This is a genomic window from Streptomyces actuosus, from assembly GCF_016921115.1.
Lineage (GTDB): Bacteria > Actinomycetota > Actinomycetes > Streptomycetales > Streptomycetaceae > Streptomyces > Streptomyces actuosus_A.
Genome location: NZ_JAFFZS010000006.1, coordinates 60,095 through 83,135, shown reverse-complemented (window position 1 = coordinate 83,135; position 23,041 = coordinate 60,095). Strand labels below are relative to the sequence as shown.

19 protein-coding genes are annotated in these 23,041 nt (G+C 74.7%); 13 read left to right on the top strand and 6 right to left on the bottom strand.

The window, feature by feature from the left end; genetic code table 11:
• The 8 genes from JS756_RS10325 to JS756_RS10290 all read left to right on the top strand — a co-directional run bounded on the left by JS756_RS10325 (position 1) and on the right by JS756_RS10290 (position 10,075).
• Positions 1-2,517 carry a SpoIIE family protein phosphatase gene (locus JS756_RS10325; protein ID WP_205382725.1) on the top strand — a complete coding sequence of 839 codons (2,517 nt, stop codon included), beginning with the start codon at positions 1-3 and terminating at the stop codon, positions 2,515-2,517.
• Positions 2,518-2,702: 185 nt separating this feature from the next.
• A complete protein-coding gene (locus JS756_RS10320; protein ID WP_205382724.1) occupies positions 2,703-3,428 on the top strand; it encodes a class I SAM-dependent methyltransferase in 726 nt (241 codons plus the stop codon).
• Positions 3,429-3,577: 149 nt separating this feature from the next.
• Positions 3,578-4,411, top strand: a complete 834-nt coding sequence (locus JS756_RS10315) for a M55 family metallopeptidase (protein ID WP_205382723.1) — start codon at positions 3,578-3,580, stop codon at positions 4,409-4,411.
• The gene (locus tag JS756_RS10310; RefSeq protein ID WP_205382722.1) at positions 4,404-5,708 is read left to right on the top strand and encodes a M20/M25/M40 family metallo-hydrolase; all 1,305 of its coding nucleotides are present in this window, start codon (positions 4,404-4,406) and stop codon (positions 5,706-5,708) included. The genes JS756_RS10315 and JS756_RS10310 overlap by 8 nt, the downstream gene beginning before the upstream one ends.
• A gap of 17 nt (positions 5,709-5,725) precedes the next feature.
• Entirely contained in the window at positions 5,726-7,678 is a 1,953-nt protein-coding gene (locus JS756_RS10305; RefSeq protein WP_307790496.1) for a prolyl oligopeptidase family serine peptidase, read from the top strand.
• Positions 7,675-8,598, top strand: a complete 924-nt coding sequence (locus tag JS756_RS10300; protein WP_205382720.1) for a S66 peptidase family protein — start codon at positions 7,675-7,677, stop codon at positions 8,596-8,598. Before JS756_RS10305 ends, JS756_RS10300 begins: the two co-directional genes overlap by 4 nt.
• A 304-nt stretch (positions 8,599-8,902) precedes the next feature.
• Entirely contained in the window at positions 8,903-9,145 is a 243-nt protein-coding gene (locus JS756_RS10295; RefSeq protein WP_205382719.1) for a LapA family protein, read from the top strand.
• A gap of 378 nt (positions 9,146-9,523) precedes the next feature.
• A complete protein-coding gene (locus JS756_RS10290) occupies positions 9,524-10,075 on the top strand; it encodes a GNAT family N-acetyltransferase (protein WP_205382718.1) in 552 nt (183 codons plus the stop codon).
• On the opposite strand, the gene JS756_RS10285 is transcribed toward JS756_RS10290, so the two are convergent.
• Positions 10,047-10,394, bottom strand: a complete 348-nt coding sequence (locus JS756_RS10285; protein WP_205382717.1) for a DUF6204 family protein — start codon at positions 10,392-10,394, stop codon at positions 10,047-10,049. The two genes, JS756_RS10290 and JS756_RS10285, sit on opposite strands and share 29 nt — an antisense overlap.
• Before the next feature lie 492 nt (positions 10,395-10,886).
• Positions 10,887-11,252, bottom strand: a complete 366-nt coding sequence (locus JS756_RS10280) for a VOC family protein (RefSeq protein WP_205382716.1) — start codon at positions 11,250-11,252, stop codon at positions 10,887-10,889.
• A 315-nt stretch (positions 11,253-11,567) separates the two neighbouring features.
• Between JS756_RS10280 and JS756_RS10275 the strand changes: the two genes are divergently transcribed.
• The 3 genes from JS756_RS10275 to JS756_RS10265 all read left to right on the top strand — a co-directional run bounded on the left by JS756_RS10275 (position 11,568) and on the right by JS756_RS10265 (position 16,377).
• Positions 11,568-13,199: an NAD(P)/FAD-dependent oxidoreductase gene (locus JS756_RS10275; protein WP_438817295.1), complete on the top strand. Its 1,632-nt coding sequence runs from the start codon at positions 11,568-11,570 to the stop codon at positions 13,197-13,199.
• On the top strand, positions 13,196-15,043 hold the full coding sequence (locus JS756_RS10270; protein WP_205382715.1) for a transketolase: 1,848 nt from the start codon (positions 13,196-13,198) through the stop codon (positions 15,041-15,043). The genes JS756_RS10275 and JS756_RS10270 overlap by 4 nt, the downstream gene beginning before the upstream one ends.
• Before the next feature lie 626 nt (positions 15,044-15,669).
• A complete protein-coding gene (locus JS756_RS10265) occupies positions 15,670-16,377 on the top strand; it encodes a GvpL/GvpF family gas vesicle protein (protein WP_205382714.1) in 708 nt (235 codons plus the stop codon).
• Between the two features lie 195 nt (positions 16,378-16,572).
• Here the strand turns inward: JS756_RS10265 and JS756_RS10260 are convergent, their stop codons facing one another.
• From JS756_RS10260 to JS756_RS10250, 3 genes are all read right to left on the bottom strand, one after another.
• Entirely contained in the window at positions 16,573-16,743 is a 171-nt protein-coding gene (locus JS756_RS10260) for a hydrophobic protein (protein WP_205382713.1), read from the bottom strand.
• 73 nt (positions 16,744-16,816) lie between these two features.
• Positions 16,817-17,638 carry a methyltransferase domain-containing protein gene (locus JS756_RS10255; protein WP_205382712.1) on the bottom strand — a complete coding sequence of 274 codons (822 nt, stop codon included), beginning with the start codon at positions 17,636-17,638 and terminating at the stop codon, positions 16,817-16,819.
• Between the two features lie 145 nt (positions 17,639-17,783).
• Entirely contained in the window at positions 17,784-19,277 is a 1,494-nt protein-coding gene (locus JS756_RS10250) for a bifunctional phosphatase PAP2/diacylglycerol kinase family protein (RefSeq protein ID WP_205382711.1), read from the bottom strand.
• 66 nt (positions 19,278-19,343) lie between these two features.
• Here JS756_RS10250 and JS756_RS10245 point away from each other — a divergent pair, with 66 nt between their 5' ends.
• Both JS756_RS10245 and JS756_RS10240 read left to right on the top strand, forming a co-directional pair.
• Complete coding sequence (locus JS756_RS10245; protein ID WP_205382710.1) at positions 19,344-19,997, top strand: histidine phosphatase family protein; 654 nt, start codon at positions 19,344-19,346, stop codon at positions 19,995-19,997.
• A 206-nt stretch (positions 19,998-20,203) separates the two neighbouring features.
• Complete coding sequence (locus JS756_RS10240; protein WP_205382709.1) at positions 20,204-21,823, top strand: ABC-F family ATP-binding cassette domain-containing protein; 1,620 nt, start codon at positions 20,204-20,206, stop codon at positions 21,821-21,823.
• A gap of 36 nt (positions 21,824-21,859) precedes the next feature.
• Here the strand turns inward: JS756_RS10240 and JS756_RS10235 are convergent, their stop codons facing one another.
• Positions 21,860-22,978 (bottom strand): baeRF2 domain-containing protein, encoded by a 1,119-nt coding sequence (locus tag JS756_RS10235; protein ID WP_205382708.1) that lies wholly within the window; start codon positions 22,976-22,978, stop codon positions 21,860-21,862.
• Positions 22,979-23,041 lie beyond the last annotated feature (63 nt).

Here is a 23,041-nt window from a genome sequence, read left to right as displayed (position 1 = left end):
ATGGACCATGGCACGGACCGGGACACACCTCTCAGCAGCACGGCCGCGCCTGCCGCGAGCCCCGCCGGACCGACCGGCGCCGGACGCATCCCGCTCGCCGTGGTCGTCGTCGACCGTGACGGCCTCGTCACCCACTGGAGCCGGGGCGCGCGACGGCTCTTCGGCACCGACAAGGAGGAGGCGATCGGCCGCCCGGTGGCCGACCTGCTGCCCGTCTCCGGCGCGTTCCCGGAGAGCGAGGACCCGTACCCCTACGCGTCGTACGACTCCTCCGACGACCTGGGTGCCGACCTGGAGGCCTCCCTCGACGGGCATCTGTCCTACCCCGCTGCCGGCCGCGCACGCCTGACCGTCCCGGGGCGCGACCGCACCGACGTGCTGTGGTGGGCCTACCCGCTGGTCGGACCCGGCAGTGAGCGGCTGCTCGTCCTCGCCGCCGACGCCGGCGCCCTCGCCCGGGAGGACCCCGCCGCCCTGGCCGTGGAGCGCATCGCGCCCGGCTTCGCCCTGCACACCGACTTCCCCGGCGCCGATCAGTTGGCCCGCCGCCTGCCCGAGATCCTGCCCAGCATGAGCGTCGGGGAGAGCGCCCGCATCGTCGCACAGGTGCTCGAACTCGGTTATCCCGTCCTGGAGTTCAGTCAGAACGACCGGGTCCCGGTGACCCCCGACTGGGGCGTGCCGCGACGCGACGAGCGCAGGGCGCGCCGCGAGCGGGCCGCCCGCGCCGCGGCAGCCGGCCGTCCGCTGCCGCCGGGCCCGCTCGACGGCGCGGGGCGACCGGGGGACCGCACCCACCGGCAGGCGGCGGAGGACGCCGAGGACGCCGAGGACCTTGAGTACGCCGCCGTGCGCGAGCGGCTGGAGTTCCTCAACGAGATCAGCGGGAGGATCGGTACCTCCCTCGACCTCGCGCAGACCATCGGCGAGGTGAGCCGCGCCGTCGTCCCGCGCTTCACCGACGTCGCCGGCACCTATCTGCGCGAACAGGTCGTTGCCGGCGAGGGATTCCCCGAGGGCGTCCCCGACACCACCACGATGTGGCACCGGGTCGCGCTGGAGCACACCGACGAACCGGGCCGGTGGGACGACGTCGTACCGGTGGGCGAGGCCATGCCGTTCCCCGCGCACACCCCGTTCTTCCAGTGCATGACCACCGGTGAGCCCGTCCTCGTGCCGCGCATCACCGAGGAGATGGGGCACGCCATCGCCTCGCAGTTCGAGAAGCGGGACATCAGGCCGCTGATCACCGGCCGCTCCATGCTGGTCGTCCCGCTCAAGGCGCGCAACGTCGTCCTCGGCTTCATGATCCTGCTGCGCCACCCCGAGCGGCCCGTCTTCAACGACATGGACCGGGTCACCGGCGCCGAACTCGCCGCCCGCGCGGGCCTCGTCCTCGACAACGCGCGCATGTACACCTACCAGGAGAACGTCGCCGAGACGCTCCAGGACAGCATGCTGCCGCACATCCCGGCGCACATGACGGGCTGCGACATCGCCACCCGCTACCTGCCCGGCACCCTGCTCGGCCGGGTCGGCGGCGACTGGTTCGACGCGGTGAAACTGCCCGGCGCGCGCACCGCCCTCGTCGTCGGCGACGTGATGGGGCACGGCCTCAACTCCGCCGCCATGATGGGCCAGTTGCGGACCGCAGTGCAGACCATGGCGGCACTCGACCTGCCGCCCTCGCAGCTGCTGCGCAATCTCGACGACCTCGCCCAGCGGCTCGGCGACACCTATCTCGCGACCTGCCTGTACGCCGTCTACGACCCGGTCGCGGGCGACCTCCACCTCGCCAACGCCGGCCACATCCCGCCGGTGCTGGTGCGCGCCGCCGACGGCCGCAGCGAGCTGCTCGACCTGCCGACGGGCGCGCCGATCGGCGTCGGCGGGGTGCCGTTCGAGGCGGTGCGCGTTCCCGTGCGCCCCGGCGACCGGCTGGTGATGTGCACCGACGGACTCGTCGAGATGCGCGGCGAGGACATCGGCGTCGGCCTCGCGACGCTGTGCGAGTCCGCCGCCCACCCGGCCGCGTCCATGGATGCGGCCTGCGACACCGTCATCCGCGCCCTGGGCGCCCGCGGGGGCCGGAAGGACGACGTGGCCCTGCTGATGGCCCGCCTCAACGGCGTCGCCGCGGGCCAGGTCGCCCGGTGGCGGCTCGCCCTCGATGCCGCCGAGGCGGGCCGCGCCCGCGCGGCGGTGCGCGAGCAACTGCACACCTGGGGCCTGTCCGCCCTGGCTCCCACCGCCGAACTCCTGGTCGGCGAGCTCGTCACCAACGCCGTGCGGCACTCCCGCGCACGCCCCGTCGAGCTGCGGCTGGTGTGCGGCGACACCCTGCTGTGCGAGGTGGAGGACGACTCCCACGACCTGCCCACCCTGCTGAACGCCGGGCCCGCCGACGAATCCGGGCGCGGCCTGCACGTCGTCGGCACGCTGGCCCGGGAGTGGGGGACGAGCCGCACCGCCACGGGCAAGACGGTCTGGTGCGAACTCACCCTGCCGCGGGGCTGACCCGGCCGGTGCGCAGCCCGCCGGCCGGGCCGCCGCGCGGCCGGCACGGCACAAGCGGCCGTCCGTGCCGGTGGAACGCGGTGTGAACGATCGCATGCCCCGCTTGTGGTGGTGACCGGGGGACGATAGACCGTAGTGGCCCGTCATGACACGACGGATCGGCGCTGCACCCAGGGGAGTTGGGCATGAGTGTGACGAGTCGGTACCGCGCGGCCTGGGAGCGCTTCTGGCAGGAGGTCCCCGACGAGCCGGGGGCCGCCCTCTGGGACGCCGAGCCCGCCGTGACCGCGCGCCTCCATCTCGCGCTGTTCCGGCCGCACCTGGCCGACCCGGAGCTGCCACTGGTGGACCTGGGCTGCGGCAACGGCACCCAGACCCGCTTCCTGGCCGAGCACTTTCCGCGGGTCGTCGGCGCGGACCTGTCCTCGGCGGCGCTGGCGCACGCACGGCACGCCGACCCGGCCGGTCTGGCCCGGTACCGGCAGCTCGACGCGGCCGACAAGGCCGAGACCGGGACGCTGCACACCGAGCTCGGCGACGCCAACGTCTACCTGCGGGGCGTCATCCACCAGTGCGAGCCGGACGACCGGCAGCCCTTCGCGGACGCCGTCGCCGCCCTCGTCGGTACCCGCGGCCGGGCCTTCGTCGTCGAGCTCGCCGAAGCCGCCGGTGCCGCGCTCCAGAGCATGGCGACGAGCGCCGCCGGGCCGCCGGCCAAGCTCGCACCGGTCCTGCGGCACGGCATCGCGCCCGCCGAGGTGACCGACGCCGCCCTCCCCGCGTATCTGCGCGCGGCCGGACTGACCGTCCTGGCGAGCGGCGAGCTGCCGCTGACGACCACCGAGGAGGGGCCCGACGGGGCACCGATCCAGCTGCCGTCGCGGTGGCTGGTGGCCGGACGCGCCGGCTGACCGGACGGCACGACCGCGCGGCGCGCCCACCGCGGGCCCTGGTGCCCGCGGTGCCGCCGTGGCGCCCGTGACGGCCCGACGAGCGACGCCTCGGAGCGGTGCGCCGTCGTCCCTGGCCGACGCCCTTCCCGGTGCGTAACGTGGGGCTCATGAAGATCCTCATCAGCGCCGACATGGAGGGTGCCACGGGCGTGACCTGGCCCGCGGACGTGATGCCGGGCACCCCCCAGTGGGAGCGGTGCCGCGCCCTGTTCACCTCGGACGTCAACGCGGCGGCCCTCGGCTTCCTCGACGGCGGCGCCGACGAGGTGCTCGTCAACGAGGCACACTCGACCATGCGCAACCTGCTCCTGGAGCGGCTCGACCCCCGGGTCCAGATGCTCACCGGCCGGCACAAGGCGCTGTCCATGGTGGAGGGCGTCCAGCACGGTGACGTCGACGGGATCGCCTTCGTCGGCTACCACGCCGGCGCCGGCATGGAGGGCGTCCTCGCCCACACCTACCTCGCCAACCAGATCACCGGCGTGTGGCTGAACGACGTGCGCGCCAGCGAGGGCCTGCTCAACGCACACGTCGTGGCCGAGTACGGGGTCCCCGTCGTGCTCGTCACCGGGGACGACGTGGCCTGCGAGGACGCCCTGGGGTACGCGCCCGGGGCGCTCAAGGTCGCGGTCAAGGACCACGTCTCGCGCTACGCCGCCGTGTGCCGCACACCGGCCCGCACGGCCGACGACATCCGGGCCGCGGCCAAGGAGGCGGCCTCCCTCGCGGTCCGCCGCGACCCTGTCGACGGGGGACCCTGCACAGTCGCCGTCGAGTTCGACGCCGAGCACCTGGCGATGGCCGCCACCGTGGTACCGGGCGTGGCGCGGATCGGGGAGCGGAAGGTGGCGTACACCAGCGGCACGATGTACGAAGGCATCCGCACGTTCAAGGCGGTCACCACGATCGCCTCGTCGGCGGTGGAGGAGCAGTATGGCTGACCAGCAGGCGCTGGACGAGGTGGTCCGGTTCACGTCAGAGCTGATCCGGATCGACACCACCAACCGGGGCGGCGGCGACTGCCGGGAGCGGCCGGCCGCCGAGTACGCCGCCGGGCAACTCGCAGGAGCGGGCCTGGAGCCGGTGCTCCTGGAGCGCACCGAAGGCCGCACCAACGTCGTCGCCCGCGTCGAGGGCACCGACCCCGCCGCCGACGCGCTGCTCGTCCACGGCCACCTCGACGTCGTGCCCGCCCAGGCCGCGGACTGGAGCGTCGACCCGTTCTCCGGCGAGATCCGCGACGGCGTCGTGTGGGGGCGCGGCGCCGTCGACATGAAGAACATGGACGCGATGATCCTCGCCGTCGTCCGGAGCTGGGCCCGGGAGGGCTTCCGGCCCCGCCGGGACGTCGTCGTCGCCTTCACCGCGGACGAGGAGGACAGTGCCGAGGACGGTTCCGGTTTCCTCGCCGACCGGCATCCCGAACTCTTCGAGGGCTGCACGGAGGGCGTCAGCGAGTCCGGCGCGTTCACCTTCCACGACGGCAGCGGACGGCAGATCTACCCGATCGCCGCGGGCGAGCGCGGAACAGGATGGCTCAGACTGAGCACGCGCGGCCGGGCCGGGCACGGCTCCAAGGTCAACCGGGAGAACGCGGTGACGCGGCTCGCCGCCGCGATCACCCGCATCGGTGAGCACCAGTGGCCGCTCCGGCTCACCCCGACCGTGCGCGCCGCCCTCACCGAACTCGCCGCCCTCTACGGCCTCGACGCCGACCTCGACGACGTGGACGGGCTGCTGGCCAAGCTCGGCCCGGCCGCCGCGCTGGTCGAGGCCACCGTCCGCAACAGCGCCAACCCGACCGTGCTGAACGCCGGCTACAAGGTCAACGTCATCCCGGGCGAGGCCCACGCCCACGTCGACGGGCGCTACCTCGCCGGTTTCGAGGACGAGTTCCGCGCCACCCTCGACGAGCTCACCGGCCCGGACGTCGACTGGACCTTCCACCACCGCGAGGTCGCCCTCCAGGCACCCGTCGACGCGCCGGTCTTCGCGGCGATGCGGGCCGCCGTCGAGGAGTTCGCCCCCGAGGGCCACGTCGTGCCGTACTGCATGTCCGGAGGCACCGACGCCAAGCAGTTCTCCCGGCTGGGCATCACCGGCTACGGCTTCGCGCCGCTGAAACTGCCCGAGGGGTTCGACTACCAGGCCCTCTTCCACGGCGTCGACGAACGGGTGCCGGTCGAGGCACTGCACTTCGGGGTGAACGTGCTGGACCGCTTCCTGCGGACGGCGTAGGGGAGTTGGGGGAGAGCGTGCAGACACTGCCGTACGGCGCGTGGCCGTCGCCCATCGACGCGGCCCTCGCCGCCGCCCACGACGGGCATCCCGAGTACGTGGGCTTCGTCGGCGACGAGGCCTGGTGGACCGAGCCGCGGCCCGAGGAGGGCGGACGGCGCACCCTGGTGCGGCGGCACGCGGACGGCCGCGAGGAATCGGTGCTGCCGGCCCCGTGGAACGTGCGCAGCCGCGTCATCGAGTACGGCGGCCGGCCCTGGGGCGGCGCCGTCGTCGACGGGCGGACGGTCGTGGTGTTCACCCACTTCGCCGACCAGCGCCTGTACCGCTGGGAGCCCGGCAGCGAGCCCCGCCCGCTCACGCCGGTGTCCGCGGTGGGCGGCGGGCTGCGCTGGGCGGAGCCGCAGATGCCGGCCGGGCGCGGCGAGGTGTGGTGCGTGCTGGAGGAGTTCACCGGCGAGGGGCCCGGGAACGTGCGCCGGGTCCTGGCCGCCGTGCCGCTGGACGGCTCTGCCGCCGAGGACCGAGGCGCGGTGCGCGAACTCACCGACGACCGGCACCGGTTCGTCACCGGCCCGCGCCTCTCGCCCGACGGCCGCCGGGCCGCCTGGCTGGCCTGGGACCACCCGCGGATGCCCTGGGACGGCACCGAGCTGATCGTCGCCGACGTCCACGCCGACGGCACCCTGCACGGGGCGTGTCCCGTCGCCGGCGGCCCGGAGGAGTCGATCGCCCAGGCCGACTGGTCCGCCGACGGCGCCCTGCTGTACGCCAGCGACCGGAGCGGCTGGTGGAACCTCTACCGGGACGGCACACCGCTGGCCCCGCGGGAGGAGGAGTTCGGCGGGGCGCTGTGGAAGCTCGGCCACCGCTGGTTCGCCCCGCTGGACAGCGGCCTGATCGCCGTCGTGCACGGCCGCGGCGCCACCGTGCTCGGGATCCTGGACCCCGAGTCCGGCGAGGTCGTCGACGCGGCGGGACCGTGGACGGAGTTCGCGCCCACGCTCGCCGTCCACGGCGACCGGGTCCTCGCCGTCGGCGCCAGCCCGCGCAGCGCCTACGAGGTGGTGGAGCTGGACACCGGCACCGGCCGGGCCCGTGTGGTGGGCGCCGCGCACAGCGACGCCGTCGACCCCGTCCACTACCCCGAACCCCAGATCCGCGCCTTCACCGGCCCCGACGGACGTGACATCCACGCGCACGTCTACCCGCCCCACAACCCCGCCTGCGTCGCCCCCGGCGACCGGCCCGCGCCGTACGTCGTCTGGGTCCACGGCGGCCCCACGGGGCGCTCGCCCCTCGTGCTCGACCTGGAGATCGCCTACTTCACCTCCCGCGGCATCGGCGTCGCCGAGGTGAACTACGGCGGCTCCACCGGGTACGGCCGCGCGTACCGCAACCGGCTGCGCGAGCAGTGGGGCGTGGTCGACGTCGAGGACTGCGCGGCCGTCGCGCTCGCCCTCGCCGAGGAGGGCACCGCCGACCGGGACCGGCTCGCGATCCGCGGCGGCAGCGCCGGCGGCTGGACGGCGGCCGCGTCCCTGGCGGTCACCGACGTCTACGCCTGCGCCACCATCGTCTACCCGGTCCTCGACCTCACCGGCTGGGCGTCGGGGGAGACCCACGACTTCGAGTCCCGCTACCTGGAGTCGCTGGTCGGAGCGTTCACCGAGGTGCCCGCGCGGTACGCCGAGCGCTCGCCCGTGGAGCACGCCGACCGGATCACCGCGCCGTTCCTGCTGCTGCAGGGCCTGGACGACGTGATCTGCCCGCCCGCCCAGTGCGAGCGGCTCCTGGCCCGCATGGCCGGCCGCCGGGTGCCGCATGCCTACATCGCCTTCGAGGGGGAGGGGCACGGCTTCCGCCGCGCGGACACCATGGTGCGCGCCCTGGAAGCCGAACTCTCCCTCTATGCCCAGGTGTTCGGGCTGAGCGTGCCCGGCATCCCGACGCTGGAGCTCGCCAAATGAGGGAACTGACCCGCCCGGCCCGCCTCGCGCCCGGCGCCCGTGTGGCCGTCGTGGCGCCCAGCGGGCCCGTGCCCGAGGAGCGGCTGGAGGCCGGGCTCGACGTGCTGCGCGGCTGGGACCTCGACCCGGTCGTGGCCCCCCACGTCCTGGACCGGCACGACGCGTTCGACTACCTGGCGGGGACGGACGCCGACCGCGCCGCCGACCTGGAGTCCGCGTGGTGCGACCCGGCGGTGGACGCCGTGCTCTGCGCCCGTGGCGGATACGGTGTGCAACGCATGATCGACCTGCTGGACTGGGAGGCGATGCGGGCGGCCGGCCCGAAGGTCTTCGTCGGCTTCAGCGACATCACCTCGCTGCACGAGGCGTTCGCCACCCGGCTGGGCCTGGCCACCTTGCACGGGCCGATGGCGGCCGGCGTCGACTTCCTGAAGAACGCCCGCGCCCAGGACCATCTGAAGGCGACCCTGTTCGCCCCGGAGACGGTCCGCACGATCGCCTCCCGCGGGCGAGCCCTGACCGGCGGCCGGGCCCGGGGCGTGCTGCTCGGCGGCTGTCTCGCCCTGCTCGCCGCGGAACTCGGCACCCCGTACGCCCGTCTCTCCGCGGCAGGTGGCCTGCTGTGTCTGGAGGACGTCGGCGAGGAGACCTACCGGCTCGACCGCTACCTCACCCAGCTGCTGCGCGCGGGCTGGCTGGACGGCGTCCGCGGCGTCCTGCTCGGCTCGTGGGAGAGGTGCGAACCCCACGACCGGGTGCGGGCCCTGCTCGCGGACCGGCTCGGCGGGCTCGGGGTGCCGGTGGCCGAGGAGTTCGGGTTCGGCCACTGCGAGGGCGCGCTGACGATCCCCTTCGGCGTCGCCGCCGAACTCGACGCGGACGCGGGGACCGTGACCCTTGACGCGCCCGCGCTCACCTGACCGGCCGCCCCAGGGCATGCGCCCGCTCTTCCGGGCAGCCGGGTCGGCGGCACCGGCCGGCTGCCGTACCGCACCCGCCCTGCCCGGCGGCACGGTGGGGCGGGCCCGGCGCGCCCACCGGGGTCCGGCACAGGTCGAGAACGGGGCGTACGCCGCGTCCCCCCGGCGCACCGGGGCGCGCACCGCGGACAGGGGGCGTCCCGGCCCGCGGCACCGGGGAGTGCGGAGCCGCCCGCCACCGGAACCCCGGACATTCCCCGGGCCTCACCGCGCGTGACCGGCCGCGGGGGGCGACCCTGGTGGTATGAGCTCGAAGACATCCGAGAGCACCGGCACACGGACACGCCGGGGTGTGACGCTGACGCCCGCCCGGATCACCGTCCTGGTGCTCGCAGTCCTCGCCGTGATCTTCATCTTCGAGAACACCCGCTCGACGAAGATCCGTCTGCTGATCCCCGAGGTCACCGTGCCGCTGTGGACGGCCCTGCTGGCGACCGGCCTGATCGGGGCCCTGTGCGGGGCGTACTTCATGCGCCGCAGAAGCTAGGGCCGCGGCAGGCGACGTTCGCCCCGTCGCGGCGCCCGGCACGGACTCTCGCTGCACCGGACGAAAGCCCGAGTACATCCCGGTACGAGGGCTTCCGGCCGGCACACCGAGAGCACGCACCGGACGCCGCTCCTTGATGGGCGAACGTCACCTGCCGCGGCACCAGGGCCGCGACAGGCGACGTTCGCGTTCGCCCCGTCGAGACGGGAAGCGCTGCCTGCCGCGGCACCGGTGGCGTCTCGGCCACGCGGTGTGCGGCGCCCGCCCCGTCGGCACGCGGGCCCCGGTGACAGTGCGCCCGCCGGGGTGCCGGTGGCGCCTGCCCGGGCCCGCGCCGGCCGGGCGGCCTGCCGCAGGGTGCCGTCGTATGGTGGCGGGATGCCGCACACCCCGTCCCGTCATCTCGCCGAGGGCCCCCGCGTGGGCATACGCCACTTCACCTACGAGGACGGCCCCGAGTTCACCACCCGTGCCAGGGAGAGCAAGGGGCTGCACCACCCCTGGCTGTTCCCGCCGGACAGCGCCGGCGGGTACACCGCGTACGCGGGCCGTCTGATCGAGGACCCGACGAAGGCAGGCTTCCTGGTGTGCGAGCGGGACGGGGGCGCCGTCGCCGGCTTCATCAACATCAACAACATCGTCGCGGGCGCGTTCCAGTGCGGGGCCCTCGGCTACGGGGCCTTCGCGCACGCCGCCGGACGCGGGCTGATGAAGGAGGGGCTCGGCCTGGTCGTCGGCCACGCCTTCGGGCGGATGCGGCTGCACCGGCTGGAGATCAACGTGCAGCCCGGTAACGCCGCGTCCATCGCCCTGGCCCGCTCGTGCGGATTCCGCCTGGAGGGCTTCTCACCGAAGATGCTCTTCATCGACGGGGCCTGGCGGGACCACGAGCGCTGGGCGCTCACCGCCGAGATGCGGGCTTCCGGTTGATCTTCATGGTGTCGAGGTCCGTGACCGTCGACCTCAGCTCGCGGAAGCCGTAGCCCAGCTCCCGCAGGGTGCGCTCGGCGCGGTCCTCACCGATGGCGCCGGCCATCTCCTCGCCGTCGGCTGCGTCCGACACCACCACGTACCGCATCGAGAAGTGCTTCAGCGGGCGCGGTTCGTAGCTCAGCGTCCCCTCCTCGGTGAACCGCATGCTCGCCAGACCGTGCTCGCCGGCCTCCGCGAGCAGTCGCGTGCGGGCCACGTCGGTCAGCTCGTCCCAGGTCCCGCGGACGATCACCCGGTAGGTGTGCTGCTCGCTCATCGGCTGGTGCGCTCCTTCGTTCGGGTCGGCAGGGGCCCGACTCTACGGTCGGTGCCGCCGGGGCGCACACGGATTACCGTCGCGCCCCTGCCGGCCTGCCGGCCTGCCGGTCCGCAGCGGCCCCGGCCGGTCGGTCCCGCGCGGGCGTGAGCTCGGCACGCAGGACGCCGGCATCGGGCCGACCGCCCAGCAGGCGGCCGAGTCGGGTCCGGGCTGCGGTTCCGGGCGGCCGGAGCGGTACGCACGGCCCCCGCCGTGCCCTCGGGGCGGAGGTGATCCCCGCCTCGGCGCCCGCATGCCCGAGGTCGCCCGCAACCGCAGGCCGAGGGCGCCGTGCGGAATCCGGTGACCTCCTCCGGACGCGACACCGGGTTGCGTCGCACCACGTGCCGCTCGGGCCGGGGAGCGAGGGGCGGGGAGCGAGGGGCGGGAAACCGGGGCGGTGCTCGTCCCGGGCGCGGAAGGACGGCCTGGGCCTCGGCCGGGGCGGGCCTACGCGGTTTCCGCGGGAGCCCCGCGGCGATCGGCGTACTCGTAGACCGTGCCGTCCGGATGCCGGGCGATCAGGGTGCGGCCCGCCGGAGTCGGCAACGGGCCGGCGATGACGTCCGCTCCGCTCGCGGTGAGCACCGCGTGGGCCTCGTCGACATCGGTCACGGCGATCGTGGCCGCCACCTTCCGCAACAACTCCAACTCCGCCTCGGGACCGCTCATCAGCAGAAAACAGCCGACCGCGGCCACCTGCACACCGCCGCGCCCGAAACGGAGGGCTCTGCCGCCCGCCAGACGCTCGTAGAAGGGGATCGCGGCCTCGAGGTCGGCGACGCAGACGCGGAGGGTGGCACCCAGGATCTCCATGCCGCGAGCCTAGTGGGACCCGTCGTGGCGAGTGATCGCTTCACGGGATCCGTCCGCACACGGGCGCCCCGCGCCCGGACCGTCAAGGCCGCCGCGACCGCGGCGGAACCGCGGCGCGGCGGGCAGGAGCACCTCGCGGTGGTGCTCGCGCAGGGGGTGACCCCGCGACGAGGGGTGAGGCCGCCCGCCAAGTGCCCGGGGGACGGGCGCGCACGCCCTTTGGCCGGACCTCGTCGAGCCGGGGCACGTTTGACGCCCCGGGCGGGGGAAACGCGGACACTCTCGTTTCGAGACCCATGACGCCGGAGGCGAACCGTGAGTCGACCCAGCATCGTGATCGTCGGTGCCGGCTTCGCCGGATACCGCACGGCCCGCACCCTGGCCGGGCTCGCCCGGGGCAGGGCCGACATCACCGTGCTCAACCCGACCGACTACTTCCTCTACCTGCCGCTGCTGCCCCAGGTGGCCGCAGGCATCCTCGAACCGCGCCGCGTCACCGTGTCCCTGTCCGGCACCCTGCCGCACGTGCGGCTGGCGCTCGGCGAGGCCGACCGCATCGACCTGGACGCCCGTACGGTGCACTACACCGACCCCGAGGGCGGGGCCGGCAGTCTCGGCTACGACCGGCTGGTGCTCGCCGCCGGCAGCGTCAACAAGCTGCTGCCCATTCCCGGCGTCGCCGAGCACGCGCACGGCTTCCGCGGCCTGCCAGAGGCGCTCTACCTGCGGGACCATGTCACCCGGCAGGTCGAACTCGCAGCCGCCGCCGAGGACCCGGCCGACTGCCGGGCGCGCTGCACCTTCGTCGTGGTCGGCGCCGGATACACCGGCACCGAGGTCGCCGCACAGGGCAAGCTCTTCACCGACGCGCTGGTGCGCAGACACCCCCTGCGTCAGGCCGTGCGACCGCGCTGGATGCTGCTGGACATCGCCGACCGGGTCCTGCCGGAGCTGGACGGGCGGATGTCGCGCACCGCCGACCGGGTACTGCGCGAGCGGGGTGTCGACGTGCGCATGGGCACGTCGGTGAAGGAGGCCACGCACGACGGTGTCCTGCTCACCGACGGCGAGTTCGTCGACACCCGGACCCTCGTGTGGTGCGTCGGCGTGCGCCCCGACCCGCTGGCGGACTCCCTCGGGCTGCCGATGGAGCGCGGTCGGCTCCTCGTCGAGCCCACGCTGCGTGTCCCGGGCAGGCCGGAGGTGTTCGCGTGCGGCGACGCCGCGGCCGTGCCCGACCTGGAGAACCCGGGTGAGTACACGCCGCCGACCGCGCAGCACGCCTGGCGCCAGGGCAGGTCGGCCGGCCGCAATGTCGCGGCCTCGCTGAACGGCGGCGAGCTGCACCCGTACCGGCACCGGGACAAGGGCTTCGTCGTCGACCTCGGCGGCGTCAAGGCCGCGGCCAACCCGCTGGGTGTGCCGCTGGCCGGTCCGGTGGCCGGCGCGGTCACCCGCGGCTACCATCTCGCGGCCATGCCCGGCAATCGCGTCCGGGTCGCCGCGGACTGGCTGCTGGACGCCGTACTGCCGCGCCAGGCCGTCCAGTTGGGGCTCGTCCGGTCCTGGTCGGTGCCTTTGGACACGGCGTCGCCGGAACTGGCGCGCGTGCCGGGCCGGGCGGACGGGCAGGCCGGCACGCCCGGCGCCCCGGCAGCCGGATCCGCCGCGGGGACGACGTCCGGCGCGGGCTCGGGGCCCGGTGCGGCCACCGAGCGGGACACGACCGCGGAACCGGCCCGGAACCAACCGGGCGGTGAGCCGGCGAAGAACCAGCCGGGCGGTGAGCCGGCGAAGAACCAGCCGGGCGGTGAGCCGGCGAAGAACCAGCCCGGCGGTGAGCCCGCCAGGAACCAGCCCGCGCCCGACACGCTCTTCGAGGAGCATCCCGCTCCCGGACCGGTCCGGCGCACCGATGCTCCCGACCACAGGGAAGGAGACCGATGAACACCGGCGAACTCCTGGAGCTGGGACAGCAGTTGCGGGTGGACAGCGTGCGCGCCGCGGACGCTGCGGGATCCGGGCACCCGACGTCGTCGATGTCCGCGGCGGACCTGATGGCCGTCCTCCTCGCCCACCACCTCCGCTACGACTTCGACCGCCCCGCCCACCCCGGCAACGACCGCTTCGTCCTGTCCAAGGGGCACGCCTCGCCGCTGCTGTACGCCGCCTACAGGGCGGCCGGCGCCCTCGACGACGACGCACTCCTCACCTTCCGCGAACTCGGCAGCCGCCTGGAAGGGCACCCCACCCCGCAGCGGCTGCCGTGGGTGGAGACGGCCACCGGCTCCCTCGGGCAGGGGCTGCCGGTCGGCGTCGGCATCGCGCTGTCCGGGAAGCGGCTGGACCACACCGGCTACCGGGTGTGGGTGCTGACCGGTGACAGCGAACTCGCCGAGGGATCTGTGTGGGAGGCCGCCGAACACGCGGCCTACGAGCATCTGGACAACCTCGTCGCCGTCGTCGACGTCAACCGGCTCGGCCAGCGCGGTCCGACCCGGCACGGCCACGACCTCGACGCCTACGCCCGCCGCTTCCAGGCCTTCGGCTGGCACACCGTCGAGATCGACGGACACGACGTGGATGCGATCGACCGCGCCTACGGCGAGGCGCTGTCCACCCGGGGGCAGCCGACCGTGATCCTCGCCCGCACCCTCAAGGGCAAAGGGGTCGAGGGCGTCCAGGACCGCGAGGGCCTGCACGGCAAGCCGTTGCCGGACGCCGACGAGGCGATCCGGGAACTCGGCGGACCGCGCGCGCTGCGGGTCGAGGTCCACCAGCCGCCCGCCGCGCGGGCGCTGCACTCCGTGTCCACCGCCCCCGTCGAGCTGCCCCGCTGGGACCCGGGCGACGAGGTGCCCACCCGGGACGCCTACGGCCGCGCGCTCGCCGCCCTCGGAACCGCGCGCGACGACGTCGTGGCCCTGGACGGGGAGGTGGGCGACTCCACGCGCACCGAGTTCTTCGCCAAGGAGCATCCCGACCGCTACTTCGAGTGCTACATCGCCGAACAGCAGATGGTGGCCGCCGCGGTCGGCCTGGCGGCACGCGGCCGGGTGCCGTACGCCGCCACGTTCGCGGCCTTCCTCACCCGTGCCCACGACTTCGTGCGCATGGCCTCCGTCAGTGGCGCGAGCCTCAATCTGGTCGGCTCGCACGCCGGGGTCTCCATCGGGCAGGACGGACCGAGCCAGATGGGCCTGGAGGACCTGGCGATGATGCGGGCGGTGCACGGCTCGACCGTGCTGCACCCCTGCGACGCCAACCAGACCGCCCGGCTCGTGGCCGCCATGGCCGGCCTGGACGGCATCCGCTACCTGCGCACCCTGCGCGGCGGGACGCCGGTGATCTACGGCCCCGACGAGGAGTTCCCCGTCGGCGGCAGCAAGGTGCTGCGCTCCTCCGACCGGGACCGGCTGACGGTCGTCGCCGCCGGGATCACCGTTCCGGAGGCGCTCGCCGCGGCCGACGCGCTCGCCGGCGACGGCATCCCGGTCCGGGTGATCGACCTGTACTCGGTCAAGCCCGTCGACCGTCCCACCCTGCGGCTGGCCGCGCAGGAGACGGGCTGCCTGCTCACCGTCGAGGACCATCGTCCCGAGGGCGGCCTCGGCGACGCCGTGGCCGAGGCGTTCTGCGACGGACGCCCGCAGCCGCGCACGGCCCGGCTCGCGGTGCGCACGATGCCCGGTTCGGCGAGCCCCGCCGAGCAACTGCGCGCCGCCGGTATCGACGCGGAGTCGATCGCCGCGGCCGGCAAGCTGCTGGTCGAAGAGGCGATCGCGCCGTGAACGCGACCGGCGCGCGCACCCCGCCGGCCGGGCGCCGATGCACCGGAACCCACCGCACGGACCCGGTGCCCGCCCCGGACGGACACCCGCACCGCGCCGCGTCGGCGCCCCGCGGTGCCGGATCCCGTGCGCCCGGCGCCGGGGTACGAGCCGGATTTCGTGGGCTCCCTCGTGCCGCGTGAGCCGGATCCGGTGCGTCCGGCAGCCCTGTGCGAGCCGTGCCGGGTGCGGCCGGTGGTGCCGTGCCCGGGCATGCCCGGGACGGGCGAGTCCGCTCGACCTGACGAATTCCGCTCGCCTTGTCACCCTGAAGGGGGAGGCCGGGCGGAGACCGGTGGCGTGATCCTCGCGACGGCGACGCCGTCCGCGGCGACGAGAGGGAGGCCGAGGGCGGCACGGGCGGCACGGACGCGTCCCGGTCCCAGCACCTCCCGTCGCCTACCCCGGGCGGCCCGTCGCCGCCTTTGTGGACAAGGCCGAGGAGAGGGGCGTCGACTGGTGGCAGGACGATCCGGGAGCGTCCCCCGTGGCTTGCCGGCGCGGCGAACCCGCCCCGGACGGGAGCGGGCGGAGGCTGCCGGCGGTCCACGAGCCGTCGTCGTCCGTCCGTCGCAGGGAGGAGACCCATGACCGGGCTGCGGTACGTGTACGCCGTCTGCCGGCCCTTCGGCGCGCCGCTGCAGACACAGCTGACGGGGGTGGCCGGTGCCCCGCCCCGGCGGCTCGTCCATCACGGCCTCGTCGCCGTGTTCAGCGAGGTCCCGGCGAGCGACTTCGCCGAGGAGCCGCTGCGGGCCCGCCTGGAGGACCCCGACTGGCTGACCGCGACCGCCCGCGCCCATCAGGGCGTCGTCGACGCGCTCACCGTCGTGACGACCCCGCTGCCCCTGCGGCCGGGCACCGTCTTCCGGGACGACAGCGGCGTCCGCACGATGATCGAGGAACGGGAGGACGTCCTGAACCGCACCCTGGACCGGCTGGAGGGGCGGGTGGAATGGGGTGTGCAGGTGTACGCCGAAACCGGGGTGGAACAGGACGCGGGCCCCGGGGAGAACGAGCGGCAGGCGGCGGAACAATTCGCCGGGCGGCTGCACGCGGAACTTTCCGGGTACGCGGAGGATTCCCGGATCAACCCACCGGAGAATGCTGCGCCGTCCGACGAGTCGGAAACATTCGGGCGCCCTGTCCTCAATGCCGCCTATCTCGTCCCGCGAATCCGTTGCGAGGAATTCGTGGAAGCCGTGGACCGCGCCAAGGGCGTGGCTCCGGGAATCCGGGTGGAACTCACCGGTCCGTGGGCTGCGTATTCCTTCGTGGAGGACGAGTACGAGTGACCGCCGGCGCCCGCCGGGCGCGTGGTGCGGCGGCGGTCCCGGGAGGGGAGGCGTGCCCCGCAGCAGGCCCCGGGTCGGCGCCGCCGGTGGCCCGGCGTCATGCGGCGCCGACCCGGGGCCTGCTGCGGCGCCCCTGGGCCGGTCGGCCGGTGCGCCCCGGGGAGGTGGCCCGGCGCGCACCCCGCCCCGGGCGCCTCACCACCGGTACCAGCGGCCCCTGCCCCCGCTCGCGGACGTGCCACGCATCAGGAATCCCAGCAGCCATACGACGAGAACGATGAGTGCGATCCACCAGAGCACTTTCACCGCAAAGCCGAGACCGAACAGGATTGCCGCCAGCAGTAGTACCAGCAGAATGGGAACCATGATGTCAACCTCCTGTCATTCCGTGTGTCCCGAAAACGGCCCGGAAAACAGGGGGACCGGATCCGATGGAACGTCACGGATCCTTCCGGCACAGAATCTCTCCGTGGAGCACGGCGAACCAGCCCTCCTCCTGTCGCCCCCACTCCCGCCAGGCGTCCGCCACCGCGCGCAGCTCGGCCGCGGTGGCGTGCCCCCCGTCGACCGCCAGCCCGGCGTAGGAGGAGGCCACCGTGCGATCCGCCCACAGTTCGCTCCACCAGCGGCGCTCCTCGGGTGAGGCGTACGTCCAGGTGCCGGAGGTGGCGGTGACGTCGGTGAAGCCCGCCCGGAGCGCCCACGCCCTCAGACGGCGCCCGGCGTCCGGCTCGCCGCCGCCGGCACGGGCCACCCGCCGGTACAGTGCCAGCCAGTCGTCCAGCCCGGGCACCTGCGGATACCAGGTCATGGCCGCGTAGTCGGCGTCGCGCGCCGCGACGAACCCGCCCGGCGCGGTCACCCGCCTCATCTCCCGCAGTACCTGCACCGGGTCGCCCACGTGCTGCAGCACCTGGTGGGCGTGGACGACCCCGAACACGTCGTCGGGGTGCGCGAGGGCGTGCGCGTCGCCGACCGCGAAGCCGACGTTCCGTACGCCGCGCGCGGCGGCCGTGGCCCGTGCCCGGTCCAGGATCCGCGGTGCCCGGTCGACCCCGACGACCTGCCCGTCGGGGACCAGCGCGGCCAGGTCGGCGGTGATCGTGCCCGGACCGCAGCCGATGTCCAGGATCCGCGTGCGGGGCCGGAGGACGCCGAGCAGGTACGCCGCCGAGTTGGCGGCGGTGCGCCAGGTGTGCGACCGGAGCACGGACTCGTGGTGCCCGTGCGTGTAGACGGCCGTCTCCCGCGGTTGCGTCATGGTGTGCCCCTCTGCTCGCGCCGGCCCCCGCCGGGGTTCGACCCGGCGGGGCGATGGGCGACACCGTACGCGTTGTGGCCGCATGGTGAGACGTAAGGTCCACGATGTGAGCCGCCGGGGGGTCGACCCAGCGGCGGTTCCAGGGTCAGTTCTGCGGGATCGGCCGGTAGACGACGAGCGCCTGCGGCAGCTTGTCCACCGTCACCTCGTCCGCCGCCTCGGCGACCTCACCGTCGTAGGCGAGCAGCGTCCCCGGCGCGACGCCGTCCAGGCGGATCCGGGGCACCTGGACGGCGGCGTGCACGGGGGAGCGGGTCAGCGGGCCCGCCACCGCCGCGGCCAGCAGACGCAGCGCCGGCCAGCGGCCCCCGTGCACGACCCGCACGTCGAGCCGCCCGTCCGCCAGGTCCAGCCGGCGGCCCGCGGCGAGCCCCATGCGGTGGTAGGTGCCGTTGCCGGCGAACAGCAGCCACAGCGGGTGCCTCCGTCCGCGGAGCTCCGTGTGCAGCGGATGCCGGTCGGCGCGGAGCACGCGGAGCGCCGCGAGCACCCCGGCCGGCCAGCCGCCGATCCGGTCCGACCACTGCTCCCGCACCTGCACCAGCTCCGGATACACGCCCAGGCTCAGGGTGTTGAGGAAGATGCCGCGCCGCTCGCCCGAGGTGAAGCGGCCCACGTCCACATGGACCGCCTCGCCCCGGGTCAGCGCCTCCGCCAGGTCCCGGGAACCCTCGACACCGAGGTCGTAGGCGAAGTGGTTGAGGGTGCCGCCCGGCAGGACGGCCAGCGGCAGCCCGTGCCGCAGGGCGACCTCGGCCGCCGTGTTGACCGTGCCGTCGCCGCCGCACACCCCGAGGACCTGGGCCCGGGTCGCGGCCTTCTCCAACTCGGCAGCCACAACACCCGGTTCGCACTCCACGAGTTGCGCGGCGGGCAGCTGGGACACCAGGGCCCGCACCCGTTCCGCGGTGCCCGCCGCCGTGTTGGCGACCAGCACCAGCCCCTCTCCGTCGGGCAGCACGGGTGCCGTGGCGCGGGGCCGGGCCGGCGGGCCGAGCTGAGCCCGTGTCGGAACCAGCGCCCGGCCGGCGTACGCGGCGCCCATGCCCAGCACCGCACCGGCCAGCACATCGCTCGGGAAGTGGACGCCCGTGTACACGCGGGACATCACCACCGACAGCGCCAGCGGGGCGACCGCCGCGCCCCACCCCGGCGACTCCAGCGCCACCCCGGTCGCGAACGCGGCAGCCGACGCAGCGTGCCCCGACGGGAACGACGTGGTGATCGGCTGCCGCTTCAGCCGCCGCACCAGCGGAACCGGGTCCAGGACCGGGCGGGGGCGGCGCACCGAGCGCTTGCCGAGCGTGTTGACGGCCAGCGACGCCAGAGCGAGGGACGCCGCTCCCCGGGCGGCGGCACGGCGGGCCCGCGGGGTACCGCTCACCGCGATCGCCGCGGCCGTCGCGAACCACAGCACCCCGTGGTTGGCACTCCTGCTCAGCCGCGGCAGCACCGGCCCGGCGGCGGGCCAGTGCCGTTCGGCGGCGAACTCGAACAGCCGGGAGTCGAGGGCCAGCAACTTCTCGCGCAGCCGGTGACGGGCGGACAGGGGCGTGGTGAGGTCGACATCAGGGCTCATACCGCCCCGGGTACCCTGAAGTGGCCGTTTCCCGACCGGCGGATCGCCCGCCCGGAGGAACCCTGCATGCGCCTGCTCCTCATCCGCCACGGCGAGACCCCCTCCAACCTGGAGTACGTCCTCGACACCGGCGTCCCCGGACCAGGTCTGACCGACCTCGGCGAGCGGCAGGCCGCCGCCCTTCCCACGGCCCTCGCCCACGAGGACATCGGCGCCGTGTTCGCCTCCACGCTCGTCCGCACCCAGCTCACCGCCGCCCCGCTGGCCGTGGCCCGCGGCCTGGAGGTCACCGTCCGCGACGGCATCCGCGAGATCTCCGCGGGCGACCTGGAGATGCTGCGCGGCGACTCCGAGCGGGGGGAGCTCTACATGAGGACGGTGTTCGCCTGGTCGTCCGGGCGGACCGCGCTGCGCATCCCGGGCGGAGAGAACGGCGACGAGGCGCTGCGCCGCTACGACGCCGTGGTCGCCGAGGCCGCGGCTCTCCAGGCGGGCACGGTCGCCCTCGTCAGTCACGGCGCCGCGATCCGCATGTGGACCGCCGCCCGTGTCGACAACGTCGACGTCCCGTTCGCCGCCACGCACCCGTTGAGGAACACCGGCGTGGTCGTCCTGGAGGGCTCCCCGTCCGACGGGTGGAAGGCCCTGACATGGGCGGGCGAGACGGTGACCCCGTCCGGGGCGGCGGGCCCGACCGGCCACCCGGTGGCCGGCCCCTGACCTCCGGCACGGAAGCACGCTCGGTGCGCCGGACGGACGGGGCGGCCCGGTCCCGCGCGCGGCCGGACGGTCCTTTGCGCGCCCTGTGGAACGGGCTCGGCCACCGGCCCGCCGGGACACGGCGGGACGAGTGGTGCGGGGAGCGGCACGGGCGCGGCGGATAAGCGTTTGCCCGGGCGCGCGGCCCGCCCGCAGAATGCGACCTCATGGGACACCTGGAAGCAGCGCACCTGGAGTACTACCTTCCCGACGGGAGGGCTCTCCTCGGCGACGTCTCCTTCCGGGTCGGCGACGGCGCCGCCGTCGCCCTCGTCGGGCCCAACGGCGCCGGCAAGACCACCCTCCTGAGGCTCATCTCCGGCGAGCTGAAGCCGCACGGCGGCAGCGTCACCGTCAGCGGCGGACTCGGTGTGATGCGCCAGTTCGTGGGCTCCGTACGCGACGACACGACCGTGCGCGACCTGCTCGTCTCCGTCGCCCCGCCGCGCATCCGCGAGGCCGCGCGCGCCGTCGACGCCGCCGAGCACGCCGTCATGACCGTCGACGACGAGGCCGCACAGCTCGGGTACGCGCAGGCACTCGCCGACTGGGCCGAGGCCCGCGGCTACGAGGCCGAGACCCTGTGGGACATGTGCACCACCGCAGCCCTGGGCACGCCCTACGAGAAGGCCCAGTGGCGGCAGGTGAGCACGCTGTCCGGCGGCGAGCAGAAACGGCTCGTCCTGGAGGCGCTGCTGCGCGGCACCGACGAGGTGCTCCTCCTCGACGAGCCCGACAACTACCTCGACGTGCCCGGGAAGCGCTGGCTGGAGGAGCGGCTGAAGGAGACCCGCAAGACCGTCCTGTTCGTCTCCCACGACCGCGAACTCCTCGCCCGCGCCGCGGACAGGATCGTCTCCGTCGAGCCCGGCCCGGCCGGCGCCGACGCCTGGGTGCACGGCGGCGGCTTCGCCACCTTCCACGAGGCGCGCCGCGAACGCTTCGCCCGCTTCGAGGAGTTGCGCAGGCGCTGGGACGAGAAGCACGCCCAGCTGAAGAAGCTGGTGCTGAACCTCCGCCAGGCCGCGGAGAACAGCGCCGACCTGGCGTCCCGCTACCGGGCCGCCCAGACCCGGCTGCGCAGGTTCGAGGAGGCCGGACCGCCGCCCGAGCCGCCGCGCGAACAGGACATCAGGATGCGGCTGAGGGGCGGCCGGACCGGCCGGCGCGCCCTCACCTGCACCGGTCTGGAGCTGACCGGCCTGATGAAACCCTTCGACCTGGAAGTCTTCTTCGGCGAACGGGTCGCCGTGCTCGGCTCCAACGGCTCCGGCAAGTCGCACTTCCTGCGACTGCTCGCCGGCGACGACGTCGCGCACACGGGACAGTGGAAGCTCGGCGCACGGGTCGTGCCCGGCCACTTCGCGCAGACCCATGCCCACCCCGAACTCCACGGCCGCACCCTCCTGGACATCCTGTGGCGCGAACACGCGCAGGACCGCGGCGCGGCCATGCCCCGACTGCGCCGCTACGAACTCACCCAGCAGGCCGAGCAGACCTTCGACCGGCTCTCCGGCGGCCAGCAGGCCCGCTTCCAGATCCTGCTGCTGGAACTCCAGGGGGTCACCGCCCTGCTGCTGGACGAGCCGACCGACAACCTCGACCTGGAGTCCGCCGAGGCTCTCCAGGAAGGGCTGGAGGCCTTCGAGGGCACGGTCCTCGCCGTCACCCACGACCGCTGGTTCGCCCGCTCCTTCGACCGGTTCCTCGTCTTCGGCAGCGACGGCCGGGTCCGGGAGACACCCGGCCCCGTGTGGGACGAACGGCGCGTGGAGCGGGCGCGCTGAAGGCCGCCGTGACGCTCCCGCCGTCCGCCGGGCGGGTCACCGTCGGCGCAACAGCGCGCCCAGACCACCGGAGGGCGTGTCCGCGGAGGCGTCCCGCAGGGCCGGCGTGACACAGACGGCGGGCGCGCCGGCGTCGACCGCGGCCCGCAGCAGGGCGTCGTCGGCACGGGCCGGCCACGCGTGGGGAGTGCCGAGCGCCGTCAGCTCCGCACGGCGCACCGCCACCCGGTCCGGCTCCTGACCGATCCACACCTCGCGACGCGTGTCCGGCCCCTGCGGGCGGATGAGCAACTCGTCGATGCGGTGCTCACGGGCGGCCTCCGCCAGAGCGGGCACACCCTCCACGGCACCGGCCCGGCCCCGGGCGTCCGGGACGCGGGCCGCCAGGAACCGGTCCAGGTCCTCCCGCGCCCTGCGGCGCACATGTTCGGCGCGCGCCCGGTCCAGCTCCTCGCCGGTCAGCCTGCCGCCCGAGCCGTGGCCGGTCTCCACGATCCGGTCGCGGAGCCGTTGCGGCAGCCGGTCGTGCACGGCCCGCCGCTCGCGCTCGTCCCCGACCAGGATCAGCAGGTCGGCGCCGGTCTCCTCCTGGCAGACGGCGAGCGCGTCGGCGATCTCCGCCGCGTTGTGTTCCCAGGCGTTCTCCACCCGCAGCTGGAACTGCCGTTCCGACCGGTCCGCCGGGCCGGTCGGGTGCACCGGCCACTGCCATCCCTGCAGCACCCCCTCCTCGTGGCCCGCGGGCGCGCCGCGCAGCTCGAAGTCCGCGCCCCTGCGGTCCAGGTAGGCGACCACGCACACCGGGTCCTCACCGGCCAGCTCCAGCAGCGGCGCCACCCGCGGCAGCCGGGCCCACTGCGCCGAGCCGCCGCCCCGCGGGGGCCGGGCGAGCAGTGGATCCAGCACCACCTCGCCGGACCGGGCGAACAGGGCACGGTCCTGCGGTTCGCCGGAGTGCGCCAGGTCGTCGACGGCGTTCCGCACCGCCCGGCACGTCGCCTCGTCCGCCCCCTGCGCCGCGAGCTCACGGGCCATCGCGAGGGCCGTCGGCCCGCCCTCGGCACGCCGGTCCCCGGCATGGTGGGAGAGGTCCACGTACGCGGAGGCCCAGGGCCCGGTTTGTTCGTAGAGTGGATGCAGATAGGCGAGATCCATCGCTCCCTCCCGGATGCCGCTCGGAAGTCGTGGTGTGCTCACCGGGGTGGGTACCCGGACCAC

Coding starts and splice junctions, on each gene's coding strand:
- JS756_RS10325 (WP_205382725.1), top strand. CDS start 1: ATGGACCATGGCACGGACCGGGACACACCTCTCAGCAGCACGGCCGCG.
- JS756_RS10320 (WP_205382724.1), top strand. CDS start 2,703: ATGAGTGTGACGAGTCGGTACCGCGCGGCCTGGGAGCGCTTCTGGCAG.
- JS756_RS10315 (WP_205382723.1), top strand. CDS start 3,578: ATGAAGATCCTCATCAGCGCCGACATGGAGGGTGCCACGGGCGTGACC.
- JS756_RS10310 (WP_205382722.1), top strand. CDS start 4,404: ATGGCTGACCAGCAGGCGCTGGACGAGGTGGTCCGGTTCACGTCAGAG.
- JS756_RS10300 (WP_205382720.1), top strand. CDS start 7,675: ATGAGGGAACTGACCCGCCCGGCCCGCCTCGCGCCCGGCGCCCGTGTG.
- JS756_RS10295 (WP_205382719.1), top strand. CDS start 8,903: ATGAGCTCGAAGACATCCGAGAGCACCGGCACACGGACACGCCGGGGT.
- JS756_RS10290 (WP_205382718.1), top strand. CDS start 9,524: ATGCCGCACACCCCGTCCCGTCATCTCGCCGAGGGCCCCCGCGTGGGC.
- JS756_RS10285 (WP_205382717.1), bottom strand. CDS start 10,394: ATGAGCGAGCAGCACACCTACCGGGTGATCGTCCGCGGGACCTGGGAC.
- JS756_RS10280 (WP_205382716.1), bottom strand. CDS start 11,252: ATGGAGATCCTGGGTGCCACCCTCCGCGTCTGCGTCGCCGACCTCGAG.
- JS756_RS10270 (WP_205382715.1), top strand. CDS start 13,196: ATGAACACCGGCGAACTCCTGGAGCTGGGACAGCAGTTGCGGGTGGAC.
- JS756_RS10265 (WP_205382714.1), top strand. CDS start 15,670: ATGACCGGGCTGCGGTACGTGTACGCCGTCTGCCGGCCCTTCGGCGCG.
- JS756_RS10260 (WP_205382713.1), bottom strand. CDS start 16,743: ATGGTTCCCATTCTGCTGGTACTACTGCTGGCGGCAATCCTGTTCGGT.
- JS756_RS10255 (WP_205382712.1), bottom strand. CDS start 17,638: ATGACGCAACCGCGGGAGACGGCCGTCTACACGCACGGGCACCACGAG.
- JS756_RS10250 (WP_205382711.1), bottom strand. CDS start 19,277: ATGAGCCCTGATGTCGACCTCACCACGCCCCTGTCCGCCCGTCACCGG.
- JS756_RS10245 (WP_205382710.1), top strand. CDS start 19,344: ATGCGCCTGCTCCTCATCCGCCACGGCGAGACCCCCTCCAACCTGGAG.
- JS756_RS10240 (WP_205382709.1), top strand. CDS start 20,204: ATGGGACACCTGGAAGCAGCGCACCTGGAGTACTACCTTCCCGACGGG.
- JS756_RS10235 (WP_205382708.1), bottom strand. CDS start 22,978: ATGGATCTCGCCTATCTGCATCCACTCTACGAACAAACCGGGCCCTGG.